The 21,825-nt window shown below is 69.8% G+C and carries 23 protein-coding genes; 16 read left to right on the forward strand and 7 right to left on the reverse strand.

Going from position 1 to position 21,825, the window contains the following annotated elements:
• The first annotated feature begins 9 nt into the window (after positions 1-9).
• The gene (locus tag ACWED2_RS18500; protein WP_449691702.1) at positions 10-2,124 is read left to right on the forward strand and encodes a transglycosylase domain-containing protein; all 2,115 of its coding nucleotides are present in this window, start codon (positions 10-12) and stop codon (positions 2,122-2,124) included.
• On the opposite strand, the gene ACWED2_RS18505 is transcribed toward ACWED2_RS18500, so the two are convergent.
• Complete coding sequence (locus tag ACWED2_RS18505; protein ID WP_449691703.1) at positions 2,121-2,546, reverse strand: nitroreductase/quinone reductase family protein; 426 nt, start codon at positions 2,544-2,546, stop codon at positions 2,121-2,123. The two genes, ACWED2_RS18500 and ACWED2_RS18505, sit on opposite strands and share 4 nt — an antisense overlap.
• Positions 2,547-2,703: 157 nt before the next feature.
• Between ACWED2_RS18505 and ACWED2_RS18510 the strand changes: the two genes are divergently transcribed.
• On the forward strand, positions 2,704-3,123 hold the full coding sequence (locus tag ACWED2_RS18510) for a zinc-ribbon domain-containing protein (protein WP_449691704.1): 420 nt from the start codon (positions 2,704-2,706) through the stop codon (positions 3,121-3,123).
• A gap of 869 nt (positions 3,124-3,992) precedes the next feature.
• Positions 3,993-4,319: a divalent-cation tolerance protein CutA gene (gene cutA / locus ACWED2_RS18515; protein WP_449691705.1), complete on the forward strand. Its 327-nt coding sequence runs from the start codon at positions 3,993-3,995 to the stop codon at positions 4,317-4,319.
• Between the two features lie 3 nt (positions 4,320-4,322).
• Here cutA and ACWED2_RS18520 read toward each other — a convergent pair whose 3' ends face one another.
• Positions 4,323-5,690, reverse strand: a complete 1,368-nt coding sequence (locus ACWED2_RS18520) for a hypothetical protein (RefSeq protein ID WP_449691706.1) — start codon at positions 5,688-5,690, stop codon at positions 4,323-4,325.
• 449 nt (positions 5,691-6,139) lie between these two features.
• On the opposite strand from ACWED2_RS18520, the gene ACWED2_RS18525 reads away from it, so the two are divergent.
• The 8 genes from ACWED2_RS18525 (at position 6,140) to ACWED2_RS18560 (ending at position 12,814) form a co-directional block, all read left to right on the forward strand.
• A complete protein-coding gene (locus tag ACWED2_RS18525) occupies positions 6,140-6,607 on the forward strand; it encodes a hypothetical protein (RefSeq protein WP_449691707.1) in 468 nt (155 codons plus the stop codon).
• Between the two features lie 2 nt (positions 6,608-6,609).
• Positions 6,610-6,993 (forward strand): hypothetical protein, encoded by a 384-nt coding sequence (locus tag ACWED2_RS18530; protein WP_449691708.1) that lies wholly within the window; start codon positions 6,610-6,612, stop codon positions 6,991-6,993.
• Entirely contained in the window at positions 6,993-7,298 is a 306-nt protein-coding gene (locus ACWED2_RS18535) for a helix-turn-helix domain-containing protein (RefSeq protein ID WP_449691709.1), read from the forward strand. Before ACWED2_RS18530 ends, ACWED2_RS18535 begins: the two co-directional genes overlap by 1 nt.
• 35 nt (positions 7,299-7,333) lie before the next feature.
• Positions 7,334-7,588, forward strand: coding sequence for an AMED_5909 family protein (locus ACWED2_RS18540; protein ID WP_449691710.1), 255 nt, complete (start codon positions 7,334-7,336; stop codon positions 7,586-7,588).
• A 351-nt stretch (positions 7,589-7,939) separates the two neighbouring features.
• Positions 7,940-9,529 (forward strand): FtsK/SpoIIIE domain-containing protein, encoded by a 1,590-nt coding sequence (locus ACWED2_RS18545; protein WP_449691711.1) that lies wholly within the window; start codon positions 7,940-7,942, stop codon positions 9,527-9,529.
• Entirely contained in the window at positions 9,526-11,169 is a 1,644-nt protein-coding gene (locus tag ACWED2_RS18550; RefSeq protein WP_449691712.1) for a replication initiator, read from the forward strand. Before ACWED2_RS18545 ends, ACWED2_RS18550 begins: the two co-directional genes overlap by 4 nt.
• A 26-nt stretch (positions 11,170-11,195) precedes the next feature.
• On the forward strand, positions 11,196-11,396 hold the full coding sequence (locus ACWED2_RS18555; protein ID WP_449691713.1) for a helix-turn-helix transcriptional regulator: 201 nt from the start codon (positions 11,196-11,198) through the stop codon (positions 11,394-11,396).
• A gap of 155 nt (positions 11,397-11,551) precedes the next feature.
• Complete coding sequence (locus ACWED2_RS18560) at positions 11,552-12,814, forward strand: tyrosine-type recombinase/integrase (protein WP_449691714.1); 1,263 nt, start codon at positions 11,552-11,554, stop codon at positions 12,812-12,814.
• Between the two features lie 83 nt (positions 12,815-12,897).
• On the opposite strand, the gene ACWED2_RS18565 is transcribed toward ACWED2_RS18560, so the two are convergent.
• Both ACWED2_RS18565 and ACWED2_RS18570 read right to left on the reverse strand, forming a co-directional pair.
• A complete protein-coding gene (locus ACWED2_RS18565; protein ID WP_449691715.1) occupies positions 12,898-13,188 on the reverse strand; it encodes a hypothetical protein in 291 nt (96 codons plus the stop codon).
• 168 nt (positions 13,189-13,356) lie between these two features.
• Positions 13,357-13,788: a single-stranded DNA-binding protein gene (locus ACWED2_RS18570; protein ID WP_449691716.1), complete on the reverse strand. Its 432-nt coding sequence runs from the start codon at positions 13,786-13,788 to the stop codon at positions 13,357-13,359.
• A gap of 127 nt (positions 13,789-13,915) precedes the next feature.
• Between ACWED2_RS18570 and ACWED2_RS18575 the strand changes: the two genes are divergently transcribed.
• Together ACWED2_RS18575 and ACWED2_RS18580 are read left to right on the forward strand one after the other, a co-directional pair.
• A complete protein-coding gene (locus ACWED2_RS18575; protein ID WP_449691717.1) occupies positions 13,916-14,527 on the forward strand; it encodes a PhoU domain-containing protein in 612 nt (203 codons plus the stop codon).
• Positions 14,528-14,765: 238 nt separating this feature from the next.
• The gene (locus tag ACWED2_RS18580; protein WP_449691718.1) at positions 14,766-15,770 is read left to right on the forward strand and encodes a pirin family protein; all 1,005 of its coding nucleotides are present in this window, start codon (positions 14,766-14,768) and stop codon (positions 15,768-15,770) included.
• Here the strand turns inward: ACWED2_RS18580 and ACWED2_RS18585 are convergent.
• From ACWED2_RS18585 to ACWED2_RS18595, 3 genes are all read right to left on the reverse strand, one after another.
• Positions 15,744-16,589, reverse strand: coding sequence for an alpha/beta fold hydrolase (locus ACWED2_RS18585; protein ID WP_449691719.1), 846 nt, complete (start codon positions 16,587-16,589; stop codon positions 15,744-15,746). The two genes, ACWED2_RS18580 and ACWED2_RS18585, sit on opposite strands and share 27 nt — an antisense overlap.
• A gap of 63 nt (positions 16,590-16,652) precedes the next feature.
• Positions 16,653-18,047: a pyridoxal phosphate-dependent decarboxylase family protein gene (locus ACWED2_RS18590; protein ID WP_449691720.1), complete on the reverse strand. Its 1,395-nt coding sequence runs from the start codon at positions 18,045-18,047 to the stop codon at positions 16,653-16,655.
• A gap of 126 nt (positions 18,048-18,173) precedes the next feature.
• Complete coding sequence (locus ACWED2_RS18595) at positions 18,174-19,070, reverse strand: phosphatase PAP2 family protein (protein WP_449691771.1); 897 nt, start codon at positions 19,068-19,070, stop codon at positions 18,174-18,176.
• Positions 19,071-19,186: 116 nt separating this feature from the next.
• On the opposite strand from ACWED2_RS18595, the gene ACWED2_RS18600 reads away from it, so the two are divergent.
• From ACWED2_RS18600 to ACWED2_RS18610, 3 genes are read left to right on the forward strand one after another with little or no spacing between them, the layout of a single operon-like run.
• Complete coding sequence (locus ACWED2_RS18600) at positions 19,187-19,876, forward strand: response regulator (protein ID WP_449691721.1); 690 nt, start codon at positions 19,187-19,189, stop codon at positions 19,874-19,876.
• Entirely contained in the window at positions 19,873-21,282 is a 1,410-nt protein-coding gene (locus ACWED2_RS18605; RefSeq protein ID WP_449691722.1) for an ATP-binding protein, read from the forward strand. Before ACWED2_RS18600 ends, ACWED2_RS18605 begins: the two co-directional genes overlap by 4 nt.
• Positions 21,279-21,764, forward strand: coding sequence for a hypothetical protein (locus tag ACWED2_RS18610; RefSeq protein WP_449691723.1), 486 nt, complete (start codon positions 21,279-21,281; stop codon positions 21,762-21,764). Before ACWED2_RS18605 ends, ACWED2_RS18610 begins: the two co-directional genes overlap by 4 nt.
• The last annotated feature ends 61 nt before the right edge of the window (positions 21,765-21,825 follow it).

Raw genomic sequence — 21,825 nt, forward strand, 5'->3', positions numbered from 1 at the left:
TATCGCCCGATGCCTAATGTCGAATTCGTGAAACGTCGCCGGGCCGTGGTCCCCTTTGTCGGTTTGTGCCTGCTCGCCGGAATTCTGGTCGCCGGGACGGTGACGCCCGCGGCCATCGGGGCGGGTCTGTTGTCGAATCAGGTCAGCGATTCGGTGGACGCCATTTCCGCCCAGCTCGCCGCGGCCGATCCGCCGCTGGTCACCACCGTGACCGACCGCGACGGCACCCCCATCGCGACGCTCTACGCGCAGTACCGCCTGCCCGTCACCGCGGCCGGGATCGCCACCACGATGAAGGCCGCGATCGTCGCCGTCGAAGACCGCCGGTTCTACACCGAAGGCGGCGTCGACATGCAGGGAATGCTCCGCGCGGCGGTCAACGACAGCACCGGCGGGGCGCTGCAGGGCGCGTCCACGATCACGCAGCAGGACGTCAAGAACTACCTGATCAACGTGGTCGACCGGAACGACCCGGCCGCCCAGCAGGCTGATCGCGAGGACTCGCTCGCCCGCAAGCTGCGCGAGGCGAAAATGGCCGTCCAGCTCAACGCCACCATGAGCAAGGACGACATTCTGGCGAATTACCTCAATGTGGTCGAATTCAGCGGAACCGTGTACGGTGTCGGCGCGGCGGCCGAGGCGTATTTCGGGACGACCGCGGACAAATTGACCGTGCCGCAAGCCGCCCTGCTCGCCGGAATGGTGAACAACCCGAGCGTCTACAACCCGTACACCCACGCCGACAAGGCACTGCAGCGCCGCAACCTCGTCATCGACGACATGGTCACCAACGGCTCGATCCCGGCGTCGTACGCGGCGACGGCGAAGGCTGCCCCGCTCGGGGTGGTGCCGAACGGCCCGGTGACGCCGTCGGGCACCTGCCTGGGCGCGGCGCCGGACGCCGGCTTCTTCTGCGCCTACGCGGAAAGCTACCTGGTGCACGCGGGGTTCACCGCCGACCGGCTGGCCACCGGCGGCTACACGATCAAGACCACCCTCGACCCGCGCGTCTCGCAGGTGGCCAAGGACGCCGTCGACGCGAACGTGCCGACCACCCAGGACGGCGTGGCCAACACCTTCGCCGTCGTCCAGCCGGGCCAGGACGGGCACCAGGTGCTCGCCATGGTCGCGAACCGCGACTACGGCACCGATCCGGCGCGGGGCGAGACGTCGACCGACATCGTCGCCGACGCGAGCAACGAGTTCGGCGCGGGCTCGTCGTTCAAGATCTTCACCTCGGCCGCGGCGCTCGTCACCGGCAAGGCGGGGCTCGACACGCCGCTGCCGAACCCGGACAGCCAGTGCTTCCCGGTACCGGACGCGCATTCGTCCTGCTACACCGTCCACAACGACGGCCACTACGCGGACCCGATCACCCTCGCCGACGGGCTGGCGACCTCGCCGAACGTCGCGTTCGTCGGGCTGGAGAGCCAGGTGGGGATGCCCGCCGTGCTCGACATGGCCTCCAAGCTCGGGCTGCGGAACACCCTCGCGACCAACGACGCCGGCCGCACCCCGGACCCGAAGTCGGGCAACCCGCAGTTCAGCGAGCCGCAGTCGCAGTACTTCCAGAACCTGCTGTCGTTCACCCTCGGCAACAGCCCGGTCAGCCCGCTGGAGATGGCGAACGTGTCGGCGACCCTGATGAGCGGCGGCGTGTGGTGCCCGCCGAACCCGATCCTGTCGGTGACCGACCGGAACGGCAACGCCGTGCCGGTGGCGCAGCAGGCGTGCGAACGGGTCATCCCCCAGGGCGTGGCGGACACCCTGGAAGCGGGGCTGAGCAAGGACACCACGAGCGGAACGTCCGCCGAGGCGGCCCGCGCGGCCGGCTGGACCCGGCCCGACATCGGCAAGACGGGTACGACACAGCTGAGCGAATCGGTCGCGTTCGTCGGGGGTGTCGACGGCTACGCGGTGTCGTCCATGGTGTTCGCCGACGGGCCGCACCCGCGGGAGATCTGCCCGGGCACGCCGGTGCACCTCGGCGACTGCGGCCACGGCGCGTTCGGCGGCACGGTCGCCGCGCCGCCCTACTTCCACGCCATGAGCCGGCTGCTGGCCGGGGTCCCCGACCAGCCGATCCCCGCCGCCGACCCGGCGTACCTGCAGGCGCGGAGCTAGCGCGGTTCGAGGAAGACGAGCGGGATCTCCCGCTCGGTCTTCGTCTGGTACTGCGCGTAGTTCTTGAAGTCGGCGGTGATCTTCGGCCACAGCCGCGCCCGCTCGTCCGCGTCGGCGATCCGGGCGCGCATCGGCTGCTTCGGCCCGCCCTTGAGCGAGACCTCGACGTCGGGGTGGTCGCGCAGGTTGAGGAACCACGCCGGGTGCGTGTCGTCGCCACCGCGCGACGCCACGACGACCCACGTGTCGCCGTCCTGGTGGGGCGAGGTCAGCAGCACCGACCGCGGCTGCCCGCTCTTGCGGCCGATGGTGGTGAGTTCCAGGACGGGCATGGCGACCTGCCACCCCACCCGGCCCCCGGTGAGCTTGATCAGGCCGCGGTGCACGGCATTCATCGTCTTGAGGGCGAAGTCGCTCGGCATGATCCCAATCTAGTCCCGGGGCATCCGGCGCCGTGGTACGGCCCGGATGTCCGGTTCGCCGGATGATCGTCCACGCGGGATCGGCGAAACCGCCCCGTCCGGCGCCGGCGGTGTGCGAGGCTGCCCGGCGAAGGAAGAACCGGAAGAGAGAAGACCGATGCTGATCTGGGGCTGGCGTACGCGCATCTACGTGCTGGCGATGACGACGTTCTTGTGCGGCCGGTGCGGTAACCCGGCTTCGCACGCGGTGCGCAAGGCGGTCACGAAGTTCACGCTGTTCTTCATCCCGCTGTTCCCGATCAGCGTCAAGTACACGGCGCAGTGCACGTTCTGCGGGATCGAGAACCGCATCCCGAAGGAGGATGCGCTCCGGCTGCAGGCGCAGGAGGAGCAGGGCCAGGCGCAGCAGCAGGCGGCGCCGGGGTACCCGCCGCACCCCTCGCAGGGTGGTGCTCCGCAGGGGTTCCCGCAGCAAGGGCTGCCGCAGCAAGGGTTTCCGCAGCACCCGTCCCAACCGCAGGGGTTCCCGCAGCAGGGTCCGCCGCAGCAGGGCCAGTTCCCGCAGCAGGGCCACTGAGCGCAGGCCGTCGCCGGTGGTCCGGACCGCCGGCTCGGCTCGGTCCCGGCTCGGCACACTTGGCCCGGCTCGCATGCCCGGCTCTCCCGCTCAGCCGGCCCGCACGGCCCGACTCGGCACGCTTGGCCCGGTTCAGTCCGATAGGGGTAAGGCTGCTCTGTTGAGTTGTCAAACAACTTCGGGCGGCGTTTCCCGAGCTGGGAGGGTTTCGCGGTCAGACAGGGCCTGACCTGGGCTTTCCGGCCGATTCGGGCCGGTTGGGTCCGGTCCGGGCTGGACGTGTGACGGCCTGGAGACGGCCTGGCGGCCCGGGTCTGTTCGGTCCAGAGGGTGAGTTGGTAGGGGCTGAAGAGGGCGGTCTGGTTGGGGCTGAGCTGGCGGCTGGGCATCGTTGCGGCTCCCTTGGGTGAGTCGGTTACGGGGCTTGCTCGCCTGGTGGGCTCGCCGCCCCCGTCTTCCTCGCCCCTGCCGCCATTAGCACCGGGCTGCCGGTGTCAAGAGTGAGCGAAGCTCATCGCGCAGCGACGCCGAAGGCGCTCTTGATGCTGGTAGCCCGGTGTTAAACGATCGCCTGCGAGGGAACGGGCTCACCATGTGAGCTGCCAGCCGAGCTGAGCGACGAGACGCAGTCGGCGGGGCTGCCTTGGGTTCTGGGTGCCGTGGCGTCGGCGGCGCACCTGCGGGAGCCGAGCCGTCGGCGGGCGCGCCCGGCGGCCGGCCGGAGCGGAGCGGGAGGCCGGTCCGCCAAGGGCGGCGTCCGACGGACGCAAGGTGACCTGTGCGCGCCGCCGCAGGCGGCGCCTTGATCCCATAGAGCCGAATTCGGCAGTAAACTCGGCTGGGCAGGCGCGGATCGAAGGAGGGGCACGTTGTCGCGTAAGTACTACACGGTGGTCACGATGACGGACAGCGCGGAAGACGCTGCGCGGTTAGCTCGTGGCATCGTTGAGGCACGTCTCGGCGCGTGTGCCCAGGTGACCGGGCCGGTCCGGAGTTTCTACCGTTGGCAGGGCAGCATTCATGATGAGCAGGAGTGGCAGTGCTTGGTCAAGACTGACGGTGACCGGCTTGACCTGCTGTTCGCTCACATCAAAGAAAACCACCATTACGACGTGCCTGACATCGTCGCGCAGCCGATCGAAGCCGGTAGCGAAGAATACCTTGCCTGGCTGACAACCGAGACGCGACCAGTGTAACCGCTACCGATGCAAGCCTGATCGGATCTTGTCTCGCATGGTGTTTCCGGGACTGCCCTTCTTCGCGGACGCAAGCTCGGAGGACAGTGTGAGCAGGCGCTGTCGTGACAAGCTGCTCTCGGTGCGGATCGTCGAATCGATCGCACTGTCCACCAGCGCGCGTGCTCGATCGTAGTCGTTCGCCCGCACGCAAAGCGTCGTCAAGTCGGCGAGAGCTAGAGCGCGCTGCTTCCGAACGGTCGGAGGTAGGGACGCAAGCAAGGAATCTGCGATGGCAGGAGCGTCCTTGTGCTGAAGTCCCATGTAGGTCGAGACTGTGAGGCTACCCAGCCTGTTCGCCGTGAAGAACGTCGTCCAATGGCGCTCCGTGCGCGGGTGTGCGAAGTCGAACGCCGTGAAAGCCCGTTCGAGTGCACGCATGGCTTCCGTCTCGTTGCCCAGACGGCTTAGTTCCTCGGCCTGGCGCGCCGCCACCCATGACCGGGTAGCAGGAGCTGTATTACCGGGGACGTAGCTTTCGGCCTGCTGTAGTAGCCTCACGGCCGGGACGGTGTCGTTTCGCGAGGACGCCAGGTAGCTCCAATAGGAAAGCGCGCACGCAGCCAATGGGCCGTCACCTGAGTCTTTGGCAATCTTCAGCGTCTTTCGCCAGGACTGCACTGCCTCGTTTGCATTTCCAAGGTCGAAGTGTAGCCATCCGACAAGTGTCTCGGTCTCGCCGAAAGTGCGAACAAGTTCGTTGCGAATACTCTCCGTTCGAGCATTGGCGAGCAAGGCGGATATCACCGCGCGGTGACGCACTAATCCGTCAAGCAACTGACGTGCCGGAACGGTGTGTTCGTTGTCGTGAAAGTCCGCTGTTCGGTCCTGCATGAGTTGGACAGTGGCCATGTCGACGGGGCGGTCTTTTTCGACTGAATCCATCAGGCGCTGCCATGGCGCATTTGCCAGCAATCCAGCGCTCGCGGCCGAAACGGCCAAGACGCCTGCGCCTTTCAGTAGGTCGCGGCGGGGTACAGGACTCAGCTCCTGATCGGTCGTCTCGGCCGGAGCGGCTTCCGGCTGGCCGGCCTCGGCCTGCGGTTTTCGGAACCACAATAGATCGCGTGGCACGTGTAGCGCCTCGGCCCATTTCTGGAGCTTGACCAGGTCGTGAATGGCAGACGGGGACCGTTCGAGCTTGCTGAGCTGGCCTTGGGTGATGCCGAGCCAGGCAGCCAGGTCGGCCTGCTTGACCTTCGGGGACTGCGCGGAGCGATAAGCGCGGAGGAAGCGCCCGAAGTGCTGACCGAGCAGGGGCGAACGTATGTCGGACCGTTCCCAGAAGTCGGCCGGAAGGTCCGGCGCAACCGCTGTGACATCGTCGTTCATCTGGTCACCCCCTGAAGATGCCGTATGCATCGAGTGTAGCACGTTGGCACGCCTCTGACCTGGCGATATGCGTCGGAGGAATATTCCGTGCACGCTGCCGTATTCGTATGCCCGACCTTTGTTTCGGAACCCGCCTGTTTGGCCGATTGTAGTAGTTGTTCGACAAGCTGAGCACGTAGGGAGGCCGCGAAGTGAGAGGGCTGTTACATGGCGAAGCGCGTGCGACGCACCGGCTCTCGTCCGACTGAGGATGGCGACGAGGGGGCGGAGAGGTACATGTGGGCGTTCCGGGAAGGGGCGACTGTCATCCTTTCCATTCCAGGCATACGAGATTTGACGTTATCAGCCGATGAGGCGCGAACGATTGGCCGGATGCTGATGGACACGGCCGACGACGTAGATCGTGAAAAGTCATCAAACAAGAGTCAAGTACAGTAAGGGCTAATTTAATGGCTATCGAAAAGGGTCACCGGTTCGCGGTCGCGTTCGATGAGGCGTTCCCGCAGGGCCTTGTGATGGTGGGCGAGGTTTCGCCTGACAACGAGTTTCAGTCGCGGGAGGACAAGGCGGCCGGTCGGCCGGTGCGGCAGCGCGTGGACGAGTCGACGGGCAAGCGGCAGTGGAAGTTCCTGGCGACCGACCTGGGTGAGACGCGGGCCAAGCGCGCTTCCTTCGAAGTGACGTTGCTGGCCGATGTGCAGCCGGTGCCGTCGGCGTCGGAGGTGATGCCGGGGATGCGGCCGGTGGAGCTGGAGGGCTTGACGGCGGAACCGAGGGTGGCCGGTCAGGGCGAGTACAAGTACCAGTCGTACGTGTTTCGGGCGACGGGCTTCAAGGCGGCCGACTCCGGGGCGGCGGGCAAGTCGTCTCGCTCGGGCTCGTCGGCGGGTGCTGCTGATGGCTCGAAGGCGGCCTAGGGGTGCTGACCGTGGTTGTTGGGAGCGAGCCGGACCCGGCGTCGTATGAGCGGCTGAACCAGGAGTGGCAGCGCGCTTACGCCGACTACCACATGGCGTATCGGGCGGCGGCGAAAGACCCCGCGCGGTCGGACCTGGCGGAGCGGGTCTCGTACTCGGCTCGGCGGGTGGCTCGGTTGTGGCATGAGCTGTCGGCGGTGCCAGGTCTGGAGTGGTGGGCGGTGGCGGCTCTGGCTGCTGCGGCGGAAGCCATGACAGAGGCAGCGCAGGACTGGGCGACGCTGGCCGGCCACCCGTTGGTGATGGATCGGCGGCCGGTTCCGGCGCAGCGGCGGCGGTTGCACCCTGCACCGATCCGGCCTCGGCGTGACGGGCGGGGTGCCTGATGGCGGCAGCAGAGCTGGAGCCGGTGCGGTTTGACGACGTGGACGCCGGGGTGTTCGTGCCGGTGGGTGTGCTTTTGCGGCGGTTGCGTGACCTGCGCGGCTGGAAACAGGCCGAGCTCGCTGATCGGTCGGGGTTTTCGGCGTCGTTCATTGGTGGGGTAGAGGCAGGCTCGCGGCCGTTGCGTCGGGTTCCGGCGATCATGCGTCTGGCGGACGTGCTGATGATTCCGCGCGCACAGTTGTTCGACTGGGTGGTGTCCGAAGTGGAACAGGAGCAATCGGTGTTACGGGGTGACGCGGAGTGAGCCGGGGTTCGGTGGCAAAAACCCCAGAGTATCCGGTGAAGCTCCGCGACGCGCAGATGGACATTTTCGCGCGGATGCCGTCGAAGGATTCGCCGTTGTCCGCGTGGGTCGAGTTCCACCGGCATAACGCACGGATGTTCAAGTCCATGGCCGAGACGGACCCGGATCACAAGTGGGAGGCGCTGGCGAATCACGGTATCCAGTTGCGGTGTGTGGAGCGGCTGACCCAGCGTCCGGAGTGGAAGGAGGACTACGCGGGCGAGGCGCAGTCGGAGACGTCGGAAGACTGACAGCGGCACGATAACTGAATATTGGTAGTAGTTACGCACGTGGGGACGTGTGATGGATAAACGCGTCCCTGCGTGCATAAATTGTCCTGTTTTTCGGACGCGCAGAACCAGCCCTCTTGGGCCTAGGAAACCTTCTCGGGCTGGTTCTGCGCCTGTTCACTGGAGTAAGCGAACAATGCCTACGATAAATGATGGCAACCAAGGGCAGTCAACCGGGGTCACTCGGATGCGCTGCACAAAATGTAAGAAGTTCGCTCGGCTGCTGCCGGGTGAGGACCGGTGCGCCCCATGCCTGGGGATGCTCCCACTTCCGTTGGTGCTGCCGCGCGCAAGTGTGCGGGGTGGTCGCTGATGGACGCGCACACGGTGATGACCCTCACCCTGGTGGCAGGCGGCCTGGCGGTGCTGCTGTGGGTCCTGGCCAAGATCGGACGGGCGCTGGCCGGGCTGCTGGAGATGCTGGCCGCTCTGGCGGTGGTCGGGATGGTGCTGTGGGGCCTCGCGCGGGCCGTCGGCTGGATTGTTCGGCAACTGGTGACGCACTGGCGGACCTGCCTGGCCCTGCCCGGGTTGTGGGCGTGGTGCCGCTACCTGGGCTGGATCTCCCTGGTCGTGACGTTCGGCGTGCTCGGCCTAGTCCAGCTCGTATGGTGGCGGCTGGACGCGGTGGGCTATGACCACTGGTGCGGCCGGTGGCTGCGGAGCTGGTGGCTGCGCTGGGCACTGTACGGACGGAAGCTGGCTGGTTGGCTAACCGCGTGCGGACTGGTGGTGCGGGACGCCTCGGTGCCGGTGGATGTGACGGTGTCGCTGATCGGACGCGGCCGGGGCCGCTCGGCGGTCTCCCGCAGTGAGAACCGTTCGGGCAGGGTGGCGGTGCCGACACTGCTGTCGGTGCGGTCCGGGGCCTCGTGGGATGAGGTGCGGGTACGGCTGGTGCCGGGCCAGACTCCCGAGGAGTTCGACGACGCGGCCCGTGCGCTGGCGGTGGCTCGGAAGGTCACGCGCTGCCAGATCCGGGAGTTGAGCCCGGACGTGGTGTCGATCGATTTCATGCGTCGAGACCTGCTGACTGCCCCGGTGGCGTGCCTGCCGGTGCCGGACCTGGTGGCCGTCGACGGGACCGGGGTGGATCTGCGGGCGGTCTACGCGGGGTCGACGGAGTACGGAAAGCCGTGGCGGCTGCCGCTGGTCGGAACGGGGTCACACACGCTGGTCGCCGGTGCCACCGGGTCGGGGAAGAACTCCGTGATGTGGTGCCCGCTGGTCGCGGCGGCCTCGGCGATCCGGGCCGGGGTGATCCGCTGTTCGGGGATCGACCCGAAGGCAATGGAGCTGTCCTACGGACGCGGGATCTTCGCCCGCTACGGCCAGTCCGGCAAAGAAGCCTTGGAAGTCCTCGACGCGCTGTTGGAGGAGCTGGAGAAGCGCAAGCGGGAGTTCGCCGGGCTGACACGGCAGGTGCCGATCTCCACCGAATACCCGGTGGAGCTGCTGGAGTTCGACGAGATCGGGGCGCTGACCAAGTACACCGACCGCAAAACCCGTGACCTGATCGTGGAGAAGCTGGCGATCCTGACTACCCAGGGCCGGGCGCTCGGCTTCACCGTTCGTGGCTACGTGCAGGAGCCGACGAAGGACACGGTACCGGTGAGGGAGCTGCTGCCCCGGCGCATCGCGATGCGGCTTACCTCGAAGACGCAGGTTCCGATGGTGCTCGGAGACGGCGCGTATGAGCGGGGCGCGTGGGCGAACCGCATCCCCGAGGACGCTGCCGGGGTCGGTTACGTGTGGGGCGAAGGCATCCGCGAACCCCTGCGGGTCCGCGCTGGCTGGGTGCCCGATCAGACGATCAAGCAACTGGAGCACTACGTCACCAACGGTGGCGCCCAGGTCGTCAACCTCGCTGATCGACGCGGCGGCGAAGGGAGGCGGGCATGACCGACACCCACGCAACGCAGGATCGGCCGGCCACCCCGGTCGAGCGAATCCGTCCCGCGCTGGCCGCCGATGTGGTCAAGGCGACGGCGGAGAAGCACGGCGTCTGTGTCCGCCCGTTCACGATGGAGGTCGGGGACACCGAAACCGGAGAGATCCGCTACGTCCCCGTCCCGTGCGGCTCCACTGTGGAGTCGGTGTGCCTGCCGTGTGCCCGGAAGGCGAAGGCGCTGCGGCAGGCCCAGTGCCGGGAAGGCTGGCACCTGACCGAAGAGCCGGTGATCATCAGGGAGAAGCCCTCGGAGACGCAAACCGAGCTGCTGACCTACCGGGCTGACCTGGCCGCGCACTACCGCGACGTGATGGCGGCCGGGGACGAGACGGAGGCGGAGGAGCTGCGGGCAGAGGTCGCGGGCGTGGACGCGGAGCTGCGGGCCTCAGGCATGACCGGTCGCCTGCCCGCCCTGGACGCGCCGGAGCGCAAGGCGGTGAAGCGCTCGACCAAGCGGCGCCAGGACGCACCGAACCTGCCCCGGCGCAAGGTTGCGAAGACGACGGTGGGGCGGGAGTTCGCGGGCAAGTTCCGGCCGTCGATGTTCGTCACGCTGACCTGCGACACCTACGGCCGTGTCCGGCCGGACGGGTCACCGGTCGACCCGGCTTCGTATGACTATCGGCGGGCGGCTCGGGATGCGGTGCACTTCGCGGCGCTGGTGGATCGGTGGTGGCAGAACCTGCGGCGAGTCGTCGGCTGGGACGTGCAGTACTTCGCCACGGTCGAGCCGCAGCGGCGGGCGGCCCCGCATCTGCACACGGCGTTGCGGGGTGCGATCTCGCACGAAACCATCCGCCTGGTCACCGAAGCGACCTACCACCAGGTGTGGTGGCCCGCTCATGACGAACTGGTCTACACGGATCGGAAGCCTTTGTGGGATCCCGGTTCTCGTTCCTTTGTGGACCCGGAGACGCGGGAGCCGTTGACGGCGTGGGACGACGCGGTGGCGGCCGTCGAAGAACCGGCGCACGTCGTGCGGTTCGGCGCGCAGGTGCACTCGAAGGGCATCCTCGGCGGTACCGAAGAGGCTGGGCGGCACATCGGCTATCTGACCAAGTACCTGACGAAGTCGACGGGCGAAGTGGTCGACGCGGACACGGCTGCCCAGCGGGACCACCACGACATGCTTCACGCCCACCTGGCCATGACGCCGTGCTCGCCACGCTGCGCTGTCTGGCTGCTGTATGGCATCAACCCGAAGGGAGCGAACGGGAAGACGACTCCGGGGCACTGCAAGGGGCGTGCGCATCGGCGGGCGACGCTCGGCCTTCCGGGGCGGCGGGTGCTGGTGTCGCGCAAGTGGTCCGGCAAGACGGTAGCCGACCACAAGGCGGACCGTCGGGGCTTCGTGCTGTCCGCCCTGGCGGCGGTCGGGATCAGCAAACCGGAGCCGGCCCCGGACCGGTTCGTGTGGCGCAAGGTCGAGCCCGGGGATACCCACTGCCCGCCCCGTGACCAGCTGGTCATGCGGGCGATCTCGGAGCGCATCGCGTGGCAAGCCGAGTACTCCCGCGCAATGCTCGCCGCCGCCGGACCACCAGGGTCAGAAACTTCGGCAACTGCGCCCACCGCCGTGGAGGCTGCTTGACCGTACGCGGAGGGGAGGACGCGGGGATGACAGTGCGCATTCGGATGGTCAGCGTGGAAGGGCTATGGGGGCCGGAGGAGCTGGGGGCGTTCCTCGGCTTATCGGAAAAGACGCTCAAGCACTGGAGGCAAACCGGGTACGGCCCGGCGTTCACGCGCATGGGCAAGCACGTCCGCTACGACCCGGCGGTGGTCCGGGCCTGGCTCAACGGACTGGACGCGGCCTGATCACAGGTCGCCCGCAACGGCCCTGGTGTCCCTGCACGCGCCGAATGCAGGGACACCAGGGCACCGGAGCCGTACCGGATTGGTTCAGCTCCCGAAGAGAAAGGGAATCGCCTGTGAAAGGACACGTGGAAGACCGCTGGTGGCGGAAGAAACGAGTGGACGGCAAGCTGGTCTACTCCGAGAGTGGCCGACCGGTCCGCGAGAAAACCGAACTGTTCGGCAAAGGAGAACGGTACAAGGTTCACTACTACGACGCGGACGGCAACGAACGCTCGAAGTCGTTCCCGGACAAGGAACTAACCCGGGCGAAAACGTTTCTCACGAAGATGCAACACGACGTCTTGTCGGGTGAATTCGTCGACCCGAAGGCTGGAGAGCTACTGTTCCGGCAATATGTAAAACAATGGCGAAAAGGACAGTCGGCGGATGCTTCTACGCGTCAGACTCTTGACGGGAGGTTCGACGCTAGCATCCTTCCGTTTCTTGGGGACAAGCCGTTGAGGGTTGTCGAGAAAACTGACACTATTCGAGACTGGTTGAGTTGGCTGGAGCGTCCCAAGTCGGAAGACGGTCGCGGGTTGGCAGCCTCTTACCGTGCCGTGCTTTTCGATATTGTATCGGGGGTCCTGGAATCTGCATTCTTCGACAAGAAGATTCGCCGCAACCCATGCAAGGCGAAAAGTATCAAGCGTCCAAAGTCGGATCAGCGGAAGGTCGTCTCCTGGAAGGAAGCTCAAGTGCACCAGATCAAACTTGCGCTTCCGGAGCCGTACAAAGTGGTAGTGCCACTCGGCGCCGGGGTGGGACTTCGGCAGATGGAGATCTTCGGGTTCAGCCCGGACGACCTCGACCGCGACGCCATGATCGCCAACGTGCAGCGGCAGATCCGCTGGATCGGTACCACTCCGGTCTTCGCTCCTCCCAAGGGCGGGAAGACGCGCGTGGTGCCGGTCGGTGCTGGCGTGCTGGACGAGATCGACGACTACATGGAGCGATTCGAGCCCGTCACGGTCACACTGCCGTGGCTCGAACCCGGCGGCCGCCCCGAGACGGTGCGGCTGCTCATCCGCAAGGTCCGGCGACCCAACCAGGTCAGGGGGCGCGCGGCGTCGGAAGTGATCTCCGGTATCAACTTCAACCGTGACGTTTGGGTACCGGCGTACAAGACGGCAGGACTCGACTACACCCCGAAGCGGGACGGGATGCACGGCATGAGGCACTTCTATGCGTCCACTGCCCTCGCTGCTGGAGTGTCGATCAAGGAACTGGCCGAGTACCTCGGGCACCATGACCCGGGCTACACACTCCGGATCTACACCCACCTTGTCCCGTCCAGCCATCGCCGAGCGCGGGCCGCGACCGACAAGATCTTCAAGCCTCGTCGGTCGCGGACGGCCCCGGAATCTGAGACGGCCTAGCGACGGCCTGGAGAGATCAACAACTACAAAGTGGCAGGTCAGGCCAATCCCATTGAGTTGTCAAACATCCGCCGGTCGCCGGGTCAGGCGGCCGATCTTTGCTCGGGGGTGATCAGGGCGCGGCCTGCCGGGGTCAGGACCGCCGGCACCAGCTCGCCCGGGCGGCCGGGGCGGTCCGCGCGGACCAGGCCCTGGTGGGCCAGTGCGTGCGCCGCGAACTGGTCGCCGCACGAGAGGCCGTCGATGAACAGGTCCGGTTCGCTGCTGCAGGACACCCGGCCGCGGCCCGCGCCGACTGCTCGGAGCATCGCCCGCATCCGGTGGTTGACCACGGGGTGCGTTGCCGGTGAGCCGGTCTTCTCGTTCCCGTTCATGTCGGTCCCTCCCGCTCGTGGTTCGGCCGCTACCCCTGCGTCGAATCGCCGGACGGGATTTCGACAACGGGTTTGGCCGGAGCGTCCCCCTCATCGTCACCGCAGGCGATCGAGCGCGGGTCGAGGCCTCGTCAACGGTGTTCGGAGGCCGGCCGCGAACGGATGGCCTCAGAAGGGCGGCTTGCCCGCCGCCACCGGTTCCGGGGCCCAGGCACTCCCTTCGCCACCCGTCGCGCGGCTGACCTTCGCCACCTTGGCCGTGGCGTACCGCAGGGACGGCCCGATCTCGTCGACCTCCAGCTCCATGACCGTGCGCTTCTCCCCCTCCTTCGTGTCGTACGACCGCTGTCTCAGCCGGCCGTGGACGACCACGCGGGTGCCGCGCCCGAGCGACTCGGCGACGTTTTCCGCGTACTCGCGCCACAAACTGCAGCGCAGGAACAGGGCGTCGCCGTCGCGCCAGGTGCCCGACTCGCGGTCGAACACGCGTGCGGTGCTCGCGACCGTGAAGTTCGCAACCGCCGAGCCGGCCGGGGTGAAGCGCAGGTCGGGGTCGCTCGTGAGGTTGCCGACCACCGTGACCGCCGTTTCGCCTGCCATCGGTCTCTCCTTGTCCTCCGGGGTGCGGGGTGCACCGCTCTTGCCGACGAGGAGAGCACGGGGGTCCGACAATTCCGGGCCGGGGCGACGAGATGCCGACACCCGTCCGGGCTGGTTTCCTGCCGCCATGCCGACGGCGTTTCAGAAGGAGCTCGTGACGCTCGCCCACCGGCTGGCGGACCTGGGCGACCTGGTCGCGAGCGCGCTCGAGGAGGCCACGCGCTCGGTGCTGGAAAGTGACCACACGCTGGGCGGACGTGCACTCGAGCAAGCGGCGGCGGTGGCCGCCCTCGGGGCCGCGTGCGAGGACCAGGCGTGTGCGCTGCTGGCCCTGCACGCGCCTCGGGAAGCGGAGGTGAAAGTGGTTGTCGCGGCCGTGCACACCGCCGCGGATCTCACTCGGATGGGTGGTCTTGCGCGGGAGGTCGCCGAGGCTCGGGGACCGGTGCCGCCGGACGTGCGGCCCGCGGTCGGGCGGCTCGGTCAGCACGCGGTGAGCGCCGCGCGGGGACTGCGGGAGGTACTGGTCGGCGGGGACGGCGCGGGGCTCGGTGCGGCGGTGGCGCTCGGGCGGGTGGCCGAGCGGGAGGCCCGCGAGTGGGTGGACGGGCGTGCGTGGCCACGCTCGGCCGGTGTCGCGGTCGATCTCGCGTTGCTCGCCGCGGTGTACGGCCGGTTCGCCGCGACGGCGGTCCGGGCCGGGCACCGGGCGGCCGGGTTCGTGCCGGTCGGGACGTAGTGGCGGCGGGAAACGCGACGCGGACGGCCGAGCTCGTACCGGCCGCGCCCCAGCGACACGCCCACACGAAACACCAAGCCGCACGGCCAACCGAGCCCACGCCGGTCGAGCCGCAACGGGGCGTCCGGCCAGCGCCGCGTAGTCCGGCCAGCGCCGCGCGGTCCGGCCGCGGCGAAACGCCCGGGCCGTGACATCGCCCACCCGCCCTCCGGCCGCCGGCGCGACTACCGTGGCCGGCATGAGCAACACCGAGGCCGCCCCCGCCGAACTCGCCTGTGGTGACCGGCCCGCGGCCGCCGATCCCGATCGGCCCGACGTCGAGGTCCTCGCTCCGCGGGAGGTTCCGCTCGGCGGCCCGCGCGCGATGCGGGTGCGGCGGACCCTCCCCCAGCGGTCGCGGTCGCTGATCGGCGCCTGGTGCTTCGCCGACCACTACGGCCCGGACGAGGTCGCCGGGGCCGGGGCGATGGACGTCGCCCCGCATCCGCACACCGGGCTGCAGACCGTCAGCTGGCTGTTCTCCGGCGAGATCGAACACCGCGACAGCCTCGGCACGCACGCGATGGTCCGCCCCGGCGAGCTGAACCTGATGACGGGCGGGCACGGGATCTGCCACTCCGAGGTCTCGACGGCCGCCACCAAGACGCTGCACGGCGTCCAGCTCTGGGTGGCGCTGCCCGAACGGCACCGGCACACGGCGCGGGCGTTCGACCACTACGTCCCTTCGGTGAACCGGATCGAGGGCGCGGAGATCCGCGTCTTCCTCGGCTCGCTGGCCGGCCGGACGTCCCCGATCCCGACGTTCACCCCGCTGCTGGGCGCCGAAGTCGTGCTGGGCCCGGACGCCCACATGTCGCTCGGCGTGGACCCCGGCTTCGAACACGGCGTCCTGGTCGACACCGGCGACGTCGAGGTGGCCGGCACCCGCGTCCGGGCGGCGGAGCTGGGCTACGTCGGCACCGGGGTGCGCTCGCTGACCTTGAGCAACCGCGGCACGGAACCGGCGCGGTTCCTGATGCTGGGCGGTACCCCGTTCGACGAAGAGATCCTGATGTGGTGGAACTTCGTCGGCCGCACCCACGAGGAGATCGCCGCGTTCCGCGAAGCCTGGCAAGCCGGATCGGACCAGTTCGGCGAGGTGACGGGCTATGCGGGCGAGCGCCTGCCGGCCCCCGCGCTGCCCGCGGTCCGCATCAAACCCCGGCGCAATCCCGGCTCAGGCCAGAAAACCGCCCACGGCTGAGACGAACGCGGGCGCGTCGTCCAGCCACGGGTAGTGCGCGGCGCCGGGCAGCACGACGGCGCGCCCGTCCGGGAACAGCGTGGCGAAGCGGTCCGCGACGGCGGGGCTCGCGATCCAGTCCAGCTCGCCGGCCAGCACGAGCACCGGCGCGGTGACGGCGCCGAGTGCGGCGCGGGTCGTCTCGGGTTCGAAAGCGCCGGCGGAGTTGTAGATCCGCGCGGCCACGCCGTTGCGCTGGCCGGGTTCGCCGGCCTGGTGCCGCCGGGCCGCCTCGTCCCAGCGGGCGTAGTACATCGGGGCGAAGGCGGCCCAGTCGGCGCTCGTCGCCGTCTTCGCGGCGATCGACTCGTAGGCGGCGGCCGCGGCGGCGAACCAGGGTGCGCCGGCGCGCCGGGCCATGATGCGACGCCGTTCCTCGGACGGCACGTCGAAGCCGACGGCCCGCGGGCTCGGCGCGATCAGCGCGAGCCGGCTCAGGCGTTGCGGGTACCGGGCCGCGTACCGGACAGCCAGGCTCGCCCCGGCCGAATGGCCGAGCAGGTCGAAGCGTTCGAGGCCGAGGTGCTTGCGCAGGGCCTCGACGTCCTCGATCTGGCGGTCGCACCGGTAGGTGGCGGGATCGGCGGGCTCTTCCGACTCGCCGGTGCCCCGCAGGTCGAGCACGGCGGTGCGGCGCCGGGTGGTCAGGCCGCCGAGCTCCCCGAGGTAGCCGCCGGCCCGCATCGGACCGCCGGGCAGGCACACCACCGGCGGCTCGGCCCCGGAACCGGCGAGGTGGACGGCGAGCGCGGTTCCGTCCGGCGCGGAGAAGATCGGCACGCTCCCGACCTTGGCACCGCGGGGCCGGTGGAACAAGTTCCACCGCTTCCGGCCGGCGCGCCCTCACGAAGGCAGTGTCGTGACCAGCCGCTCCAGCGCGGCGAAGACCCGTTCGACGTCCGCCTCGGTCGTCCGCCAGTTGCTGAACGCGGCGCGCAACGCCGGGCGGCCGTCGTACACCGTCGGTGTGAGGAACGTGGTCCCGTCCTCGGCGATCGCGCGCACGAGCGCGTCGATCCGGTCGGGTGTCACCGCTCCGGCCGGGGTGAAGCAGACGACGTTGAGCCGCACCGGCGCAAGGAGGTGCCAGTGCGGCGAGCCGTCGATGCGTGCGCCCAGGTCCCGCGCCAGTGCGACGCAGCGCTCGACGATCTCGCGGTGGCCGGCGCGGCCGTACGCCACGAGCGAGAACCAGGCCGGGAGTGCGCGCAGCCGCCGGGAGTTCTCCGGCGTCAGGTGCAGGAAGTCCGGCGTCTCGCCGATCTCGCCGAGGTAGGCCGCGTTGTTGCTGAACACGCGCAGCTGCAGGTCGCGGCGGCGGGTGAACTGGACCGCCGAGTCGTAGGGCACGTTGAGCCACTTGTGCAGGTCGACGACCACCGAATCGGCCTGGTCGAGGCCGGCGGTGAGCGCCGCGTGCTCCGGGGACAGCGCGGCGAACCCGCCGAACGCGGCGTCGACGTGCAGCCAGAAGCCGTACCGCCGCTTGAGCGCGGCGATCGCCCGCAGGTCGTCGAAGTCGACGGTGTTGACCGTCCCCGCGTTCGCGACGACGACGGCCGGGCCGTCGAGCGACTCGAGCGCTTCGGCGAGTGCGGCGACGTCGACGGCTTCGCGGCCCGGCAGCACCGGCACCCGCCGGAGCGACGACCGGCCCATCCCGAGGAACGACAACGCCTTGAGGACGCTCGAATGCGGCGAGCCGGACAGCACGGTGACCGGACCGAGCGCGGCGGCGCCTTCGGCGGAGACCGTCACGCCGGCTCGTTCCCCGAGCCATTCGCGGGCGATGGCCAGGCCGGTCACCGTGGACATCGTGGCGCCGGTGACGAACGCGCCGGAGTAATCCGGGCCCAGCCCGAACAGTTCGGCCAGCCAGCCGACCGTCTCGCGTTCCAGGTCCTGCGCCGAGGAATCCATACCGCTGGCGGGATTCTGGTCGTAGGCGGCGGTGAGCCAGTCGCCGGCCAGCGCGGCCGGGGTCGAGCCGCCGGTCACGAAACCGAGGTACCGCGGGCCGGCGCTGCCGGCGAACCCGGGTTCCCAGCGCCGTGCGAACTCGTCCAGCGCACCACGCGCACCCGCGCCGTCGACCGGCAGGGGCGCCTGCTCCACGGCCACGGGCGGGACGGCGGCTGCGCGCTCGCCCAGCCCGGCGAGCGCCTCGGCCGCGAATTTGCTTGTGGCGTCGAGGAGATCGGGCAGGGAGTGCAGGTCATCGGCGAGCCTCGGGTCCATTTCACCGACGCTAAGCGCGGCCCGGCCCGGCTGTCGCGGGCCAATCCTCCGAAACTGGCCCGCTCGCGCGGGTGCGAACGGGCCTCACCCGTGACTGCCGGGGCAGCACGCGTGATCGGAGGGGCATCACACGCGCCGGAGGCGGCGGACGCGGGTCTCGGCCGGGTCGAACGCCACCCGGCGCAGCGGCCCGATCAGCAACAGCACCACCGCCATCGACGACAGCGCCGCCAGCACCAGCGCCGCCACGAACTGGGCCGCGCCCGACGTCGCCGTCGACAGGACCGCGTACCCGGCCAGCACCAGGGCCGAGGGGGCCAGGAAGCACGTCAGCACCGGGATCGGCGGCACCCGGTCACCGTCGGGGCGGCGGGCGGAGACCACCGCCGCCCCGGCGCAGGTGACCGCCGCGACCAGCAAGCAGCCGCCGACGGTGTCGCTCAACCGGTGCCAGCCCAGTGCCACCGCCGCCGCCGAGACCCATGCGACGCCGAGCCCGCCCGTCACCAGGGCGGGCAGCCGGAACCTGCGGGGCAGGACGATCGCCAGCGCCACGAGCACGGCCATCGCCGCGCTGACGTGCCCGCTCGGGAAGCTGTTGTGACTCGCCACGCCGAAGCGGTCGCCGGTGCTGGGGCGCTCCAGGACGTACAGCTTGAGCAGCTGCGCCACCACGAGCGGCGCGGTCAGCATCGTCAACGCCGGCACGCCGAGGGCCGGTCGCCGTCGCGCCACCGCGATCGCCACGATCAGCACGGCCACGCCGCCCAGCACGACCACCAGGTCGGCCTCCCGCAGCGGGGCCGCCCAGTCCACGGCGGTGCCCGCGGTCTGGGCGCTGCGGACGACGCCGTTTTCGACGCCGCGGCCGGCCTCCGTGCGGACGAAGAGCAGGTAGGCCACGACGAAGGCGAGGGCGAAGCCGGCCGCGCCCGCCAGGAGGACGGCCGTGCGAGAGGTGACCCGGGTCGCGAGCGCGGGGCCGGCCGGGCGGGTCGCGGAGGGTGCGTCGGTGAGGATCACTGCCATGTCCCCGAGTCTGGAACGCGCTTTTCGGGATCCGGTCAGCGCGATGTCATGGTTTCGCTACAAGATCCGCCCGGGTCGCCATGACGTGCGCTTTTCCGAATAATGACGCCGTGGCCGAGGTACTGGTGGTAGAGGACGACGCGGCGGTGCGGGAAGGCCTGCAGCTGGCCCTGCGCAGGCAGGGACACGTGGTGCGCACCGCGGAATCCGGCGAGCTCGGCATCGAGGTGCTCGTGCACCACCGGCCCGACATCGTCGTGCTCGACCTGATGCTGCCCGGCATGGACGGCTTCGAGACCTGCCGCCGGATGCGGGCGTCCGGCCCGGTCCCGATCATCATGCTCACCGCGCGCAGCGACGACTTCGACGTGGTGGCCGGGCTCGAAGCGGGCGCGGACGACTACGTCGCCAAGCCGGTCGAGCCGCGGGTGCTGGACGCGCGGATCCGGGCGGTCCTGCGCCGGTCGGCGGCCGAACCCCCGGCCGGGCCGGCCGCGGCCGAAGAGCGGCACGGCGACCTCGTCATCGACCGGGCCGCGCTCGAGGTGACCAAGCGCGGTGCGCCGGTCTCGCTGACCCCGACCGAACTCAAGCTGCTGCTGGAGCTCTCGCGCACACCCGGGCGGGTATACAGCCGCCAGCAGATCCTCTCCGCCGTGTGGGACCACGACTACCTCGGGGACTCCCGGCTCGTCGACGCCTGCGTGCAGCGGCTGCGCGCGAAGATCGAGGACGTCCCGGCACACCCGGAGCACGTGCAGACGGTCCGCGGGTTCGGCTACCGGTTCGGCCGCTCGTGACGGCACCGCGGCTCCGGTCCTGGCTCGCCGGGCTGCGGCCCCGGCTGGTCGCCGCCTTCGCGGTGATCATGATCCTCGGCGCCACCACCGCGGCGGGCGTGAGCTACGTCTTCGCGCGCCGGGCCATTCTGGAAGGCGTCCAGGACCAGACCATGCTGAAGCTGCGGGACCAGATCGCCGCGTACCTGCCCACCGTGTCGCTGCCGCCGTCCCAGGCCACGCTCGACGCCTTCGCGACGGCGCTCAAGTCCAGCAACGCCCTCGTCGTCTACCAGGATCTGCACGCGACCTCGGGTCTGTCGATCGACGACGTGCCGGGCGACCTGCGCCACGCCGTGGCCACCAGCACCAACATCCAGTTCCAGCGCGTCGACGTCCAGGGCTTCCCGCTGTTCTTCGTCGGCGTCCCGGTGCGGACCGGCAGCGGTAAGCCGAGCGGCCTCGAGGTGTACGCGATGACGCGGCTGACCGACCAGCAGGAGGCGATCGACGAGCTGGCCCGCTACGCTGTCCTGTTCTCCGCGCTCGTCCTGCCGTTCGCGGTCGGGGTCGCGCTGCTGGCGGCCCGGCAGGTGCTGCGGCCGGTGCGCGCGCTCAACACCGCGGCGAGCCAGCTCGGCCGCGGACGGCTGGACGTGCGCCTGCGCGCGAAGGGCTCCGACGAGCTCGCCCAGCTGGTCACGACGTTCAACCACACCGCCGCGGAGCTGGAGCGCACGGTCGGCACGCTGCGGGCGATGGAAGCCGACGCGCGGCGGTTCGTCGCCGACGTCTCCCACGAGCTGCGGACGCCGCTCGCCGCGATGAACGCGGTCACCGACGTCCTCGACGAGGACGCCGAGCAGCTGCCGCCGGACACCGCGGTCGCGGCGCGGCTGGTGTCGGCCGAGACGCGGCGGCTGACCCGGCTGGTGCAGGACCTGATCGAGATCTCCCGGTTCGACGCCGGGCGGGCGGAGCTGCGCCGGGAGCGGCTGGACGTCGCCGCGGCGATCACCGAAACCCTCGCCGCCCGCGGCTGGGAACCCGGGGCCGAGCTGGTCGCCGACCTGCCGCCGGGGATCAGTGCGGGGCTCGACCGGCGACGGCTCGACATCGTCGTGGCGAACCTGGTCGGCAACGCGCTGCGGCACGGCGCTCCGCCGGTCGAGGTGGTGCTGCGGCAGGAACACGGTGACCTCGTGCTCACCGTCACCGACCACGGGCCGGGGATCCCCGCCGACGTGCTGCCGCGGGTCTTCGACCGCTTCACCAAGGCCGACACCGCCCGCGCCCGGTCCGAGGGCAGCGGCCTCGGGCTCTCCATCGCCCGGGAGAACGCGCGGCTCCACGGCGGCGACATCGTCGCGGCCAACACGGGCACCGGCGCCCGGTTCGAGCTGCGCCTGCCCCGGGAGGCGCGGTGAAGAAGCTCGTCGTCGTCGCGGTGCTGCTGCTGGTGAGCGCGTGCGGGATCCAGCCGACGTCGGTCGTCTCGGCCGGCCCGGCGCCGACCCTGCGCGACCCGGCGCGCGAGGGCCGCGGCACCGACCTGATCCTCTACTTCGTCCTCGCCGACCGGGTGACCCCGGTGGCGCGGCCGGGCAGCGGGGTGGTGGGCGTCGAGTCCGCGCTGACGATGCTGCTGGAAGGACCGTCCGCCAACGAGCTGGCCGGCGGGTACACGACGGCGCTGCCCCGCCGCTCCGGCGTGATCACCTCGACCCCTGGCCCGCCGGCGACGATCACCGTCCCGTTCCCGCTGCGGCCGATCACCGGCGCCGGGATCAACCAGCTGGTCTGCACCGCGTTCGCGGCGCTGGCCGCCCAGGGCGGGTACACCGCCGACGGCACCGTCGCCGTCGCCGGCCCGGACGTCCTGCTGCCGTACCAGACGTGTCAGGCGTGAGCCGGTGTCGACATGACGGCAAGCCGCCTCGGCCGGGGCGAGACTTCAAGTTCGCTTGAAG

Source organism: Amycolatopsis sp. NPDC005003, from assembly GCF_053600695.1.

What these genes read in the sequence shown, in the direction of transcription:
- ACWED2_RS18570 (WP_449691716.1), bottom strand. Translation starts at nt 13,788, where the DNA reads ATGGCAGGCGAAACGGCGGTCACGGTGGTCGGCAACCTCACGAGCGAC.
- ACWED2_RS18510 (WP_449691704.1), top strand. Translation starts at nt 2,704, where the DNA reads ATGCTGATCTGGGGCTGGCGTACGCGCATCTACGTGCTGGCGATGACG.
- ACWED2_RS18500 (WP_449691702.1), top strand. Translation starts at nt 10, where the DNA reads ATGCCTAATGTCGAATTCGTGAAACGTCGCCGGGCCGTGGTCCCCTTT.
- ACWED2_RS18565 (WP_449691715.1), bottom strand. Translation starts at nt 13,188, where the DNA reads ATGAACGGGAACGAGAAGACCGGCTCACCGGCAACGCACCCCGTGGTC.
- ACWED2_RS18505 (WP_449691703.1), bottom strand. Translation starts at nt 2,546, where the DNA reads ATGCCGAGCGACTTCGCCCTCAAGACGATGAATGCCGTGCACCGCGGC.
- ACWED2_RS18525 (WP_449691707.1), top strand. Translation starts at nt 6,140, where the DNA reads ATGGCTATCGAAAAGGGTCACCGGTTCGCGGTCGCGTTCGATGAGGCG.
- ACWED2_RS18545 (WP_449691711.1), top strand. Translation starts at nt 7,940, where the DNA reads ATGGACGCGCACACGGTGATGACCCTCACCCTGGTGGCAGGCGGCCTG.
- ACWED2_RS18580 (WP_449691718.1), top strand. Translation starts at nt 14,766, where the DNA reads ATGAGCAACACCGAGGCCGCCCCCGCCGAACTCGCCTGTGGTGACCGG.
- ACWED2_RS18555 (WP_449691713.1), top strand. Translation starts at nt 11,196, where the DNA reads ATGACAGTGCGCATTCGGATGGTCAGCGTGGAAGGGCTATGGGGGCCG.
- ACWED2_RS18550 (WP_449691712.1), top strand. Translation starts at nt 9,526, where the DNA reads ATGACCGACACCCACGCAACGCAGGATCGGCCGGCCACCCCGGTCGAG.
- ACWED2_RS18520 (WP_449691706.1), bottom strand. Translation starts at nt 5,690, where the DNA reads ATGAACGACGATGTCACAGCGGTTGCGCCGGACCTTCCGGCCGACTTC.
- ACWED2_RS18535 (WP_449691709.1), top strand. Translation starts at nt 6,993, where the DNA reads ATGGCGGCAGCAGAGCTGGAGCCGGTGCGGTTTGACGACGTGGACGCC.
- ACWED2_RS18575 (WP_449691717.1), top strand. Translation starts at nt 13,916, where the DNA reads ATGCCGACGGCGTTTCAGAAGGAGCTCGTGACGCTCGCCCACCGGCTG.
- ACWED2_RS18590 (WP_449691720.1), bottom strand. Translation starts at nt 18,047, where the DNA reads ATGGACCCGAGGCTCGCCGATGACCTGCACTCCCTGCCCGATCTCCTC.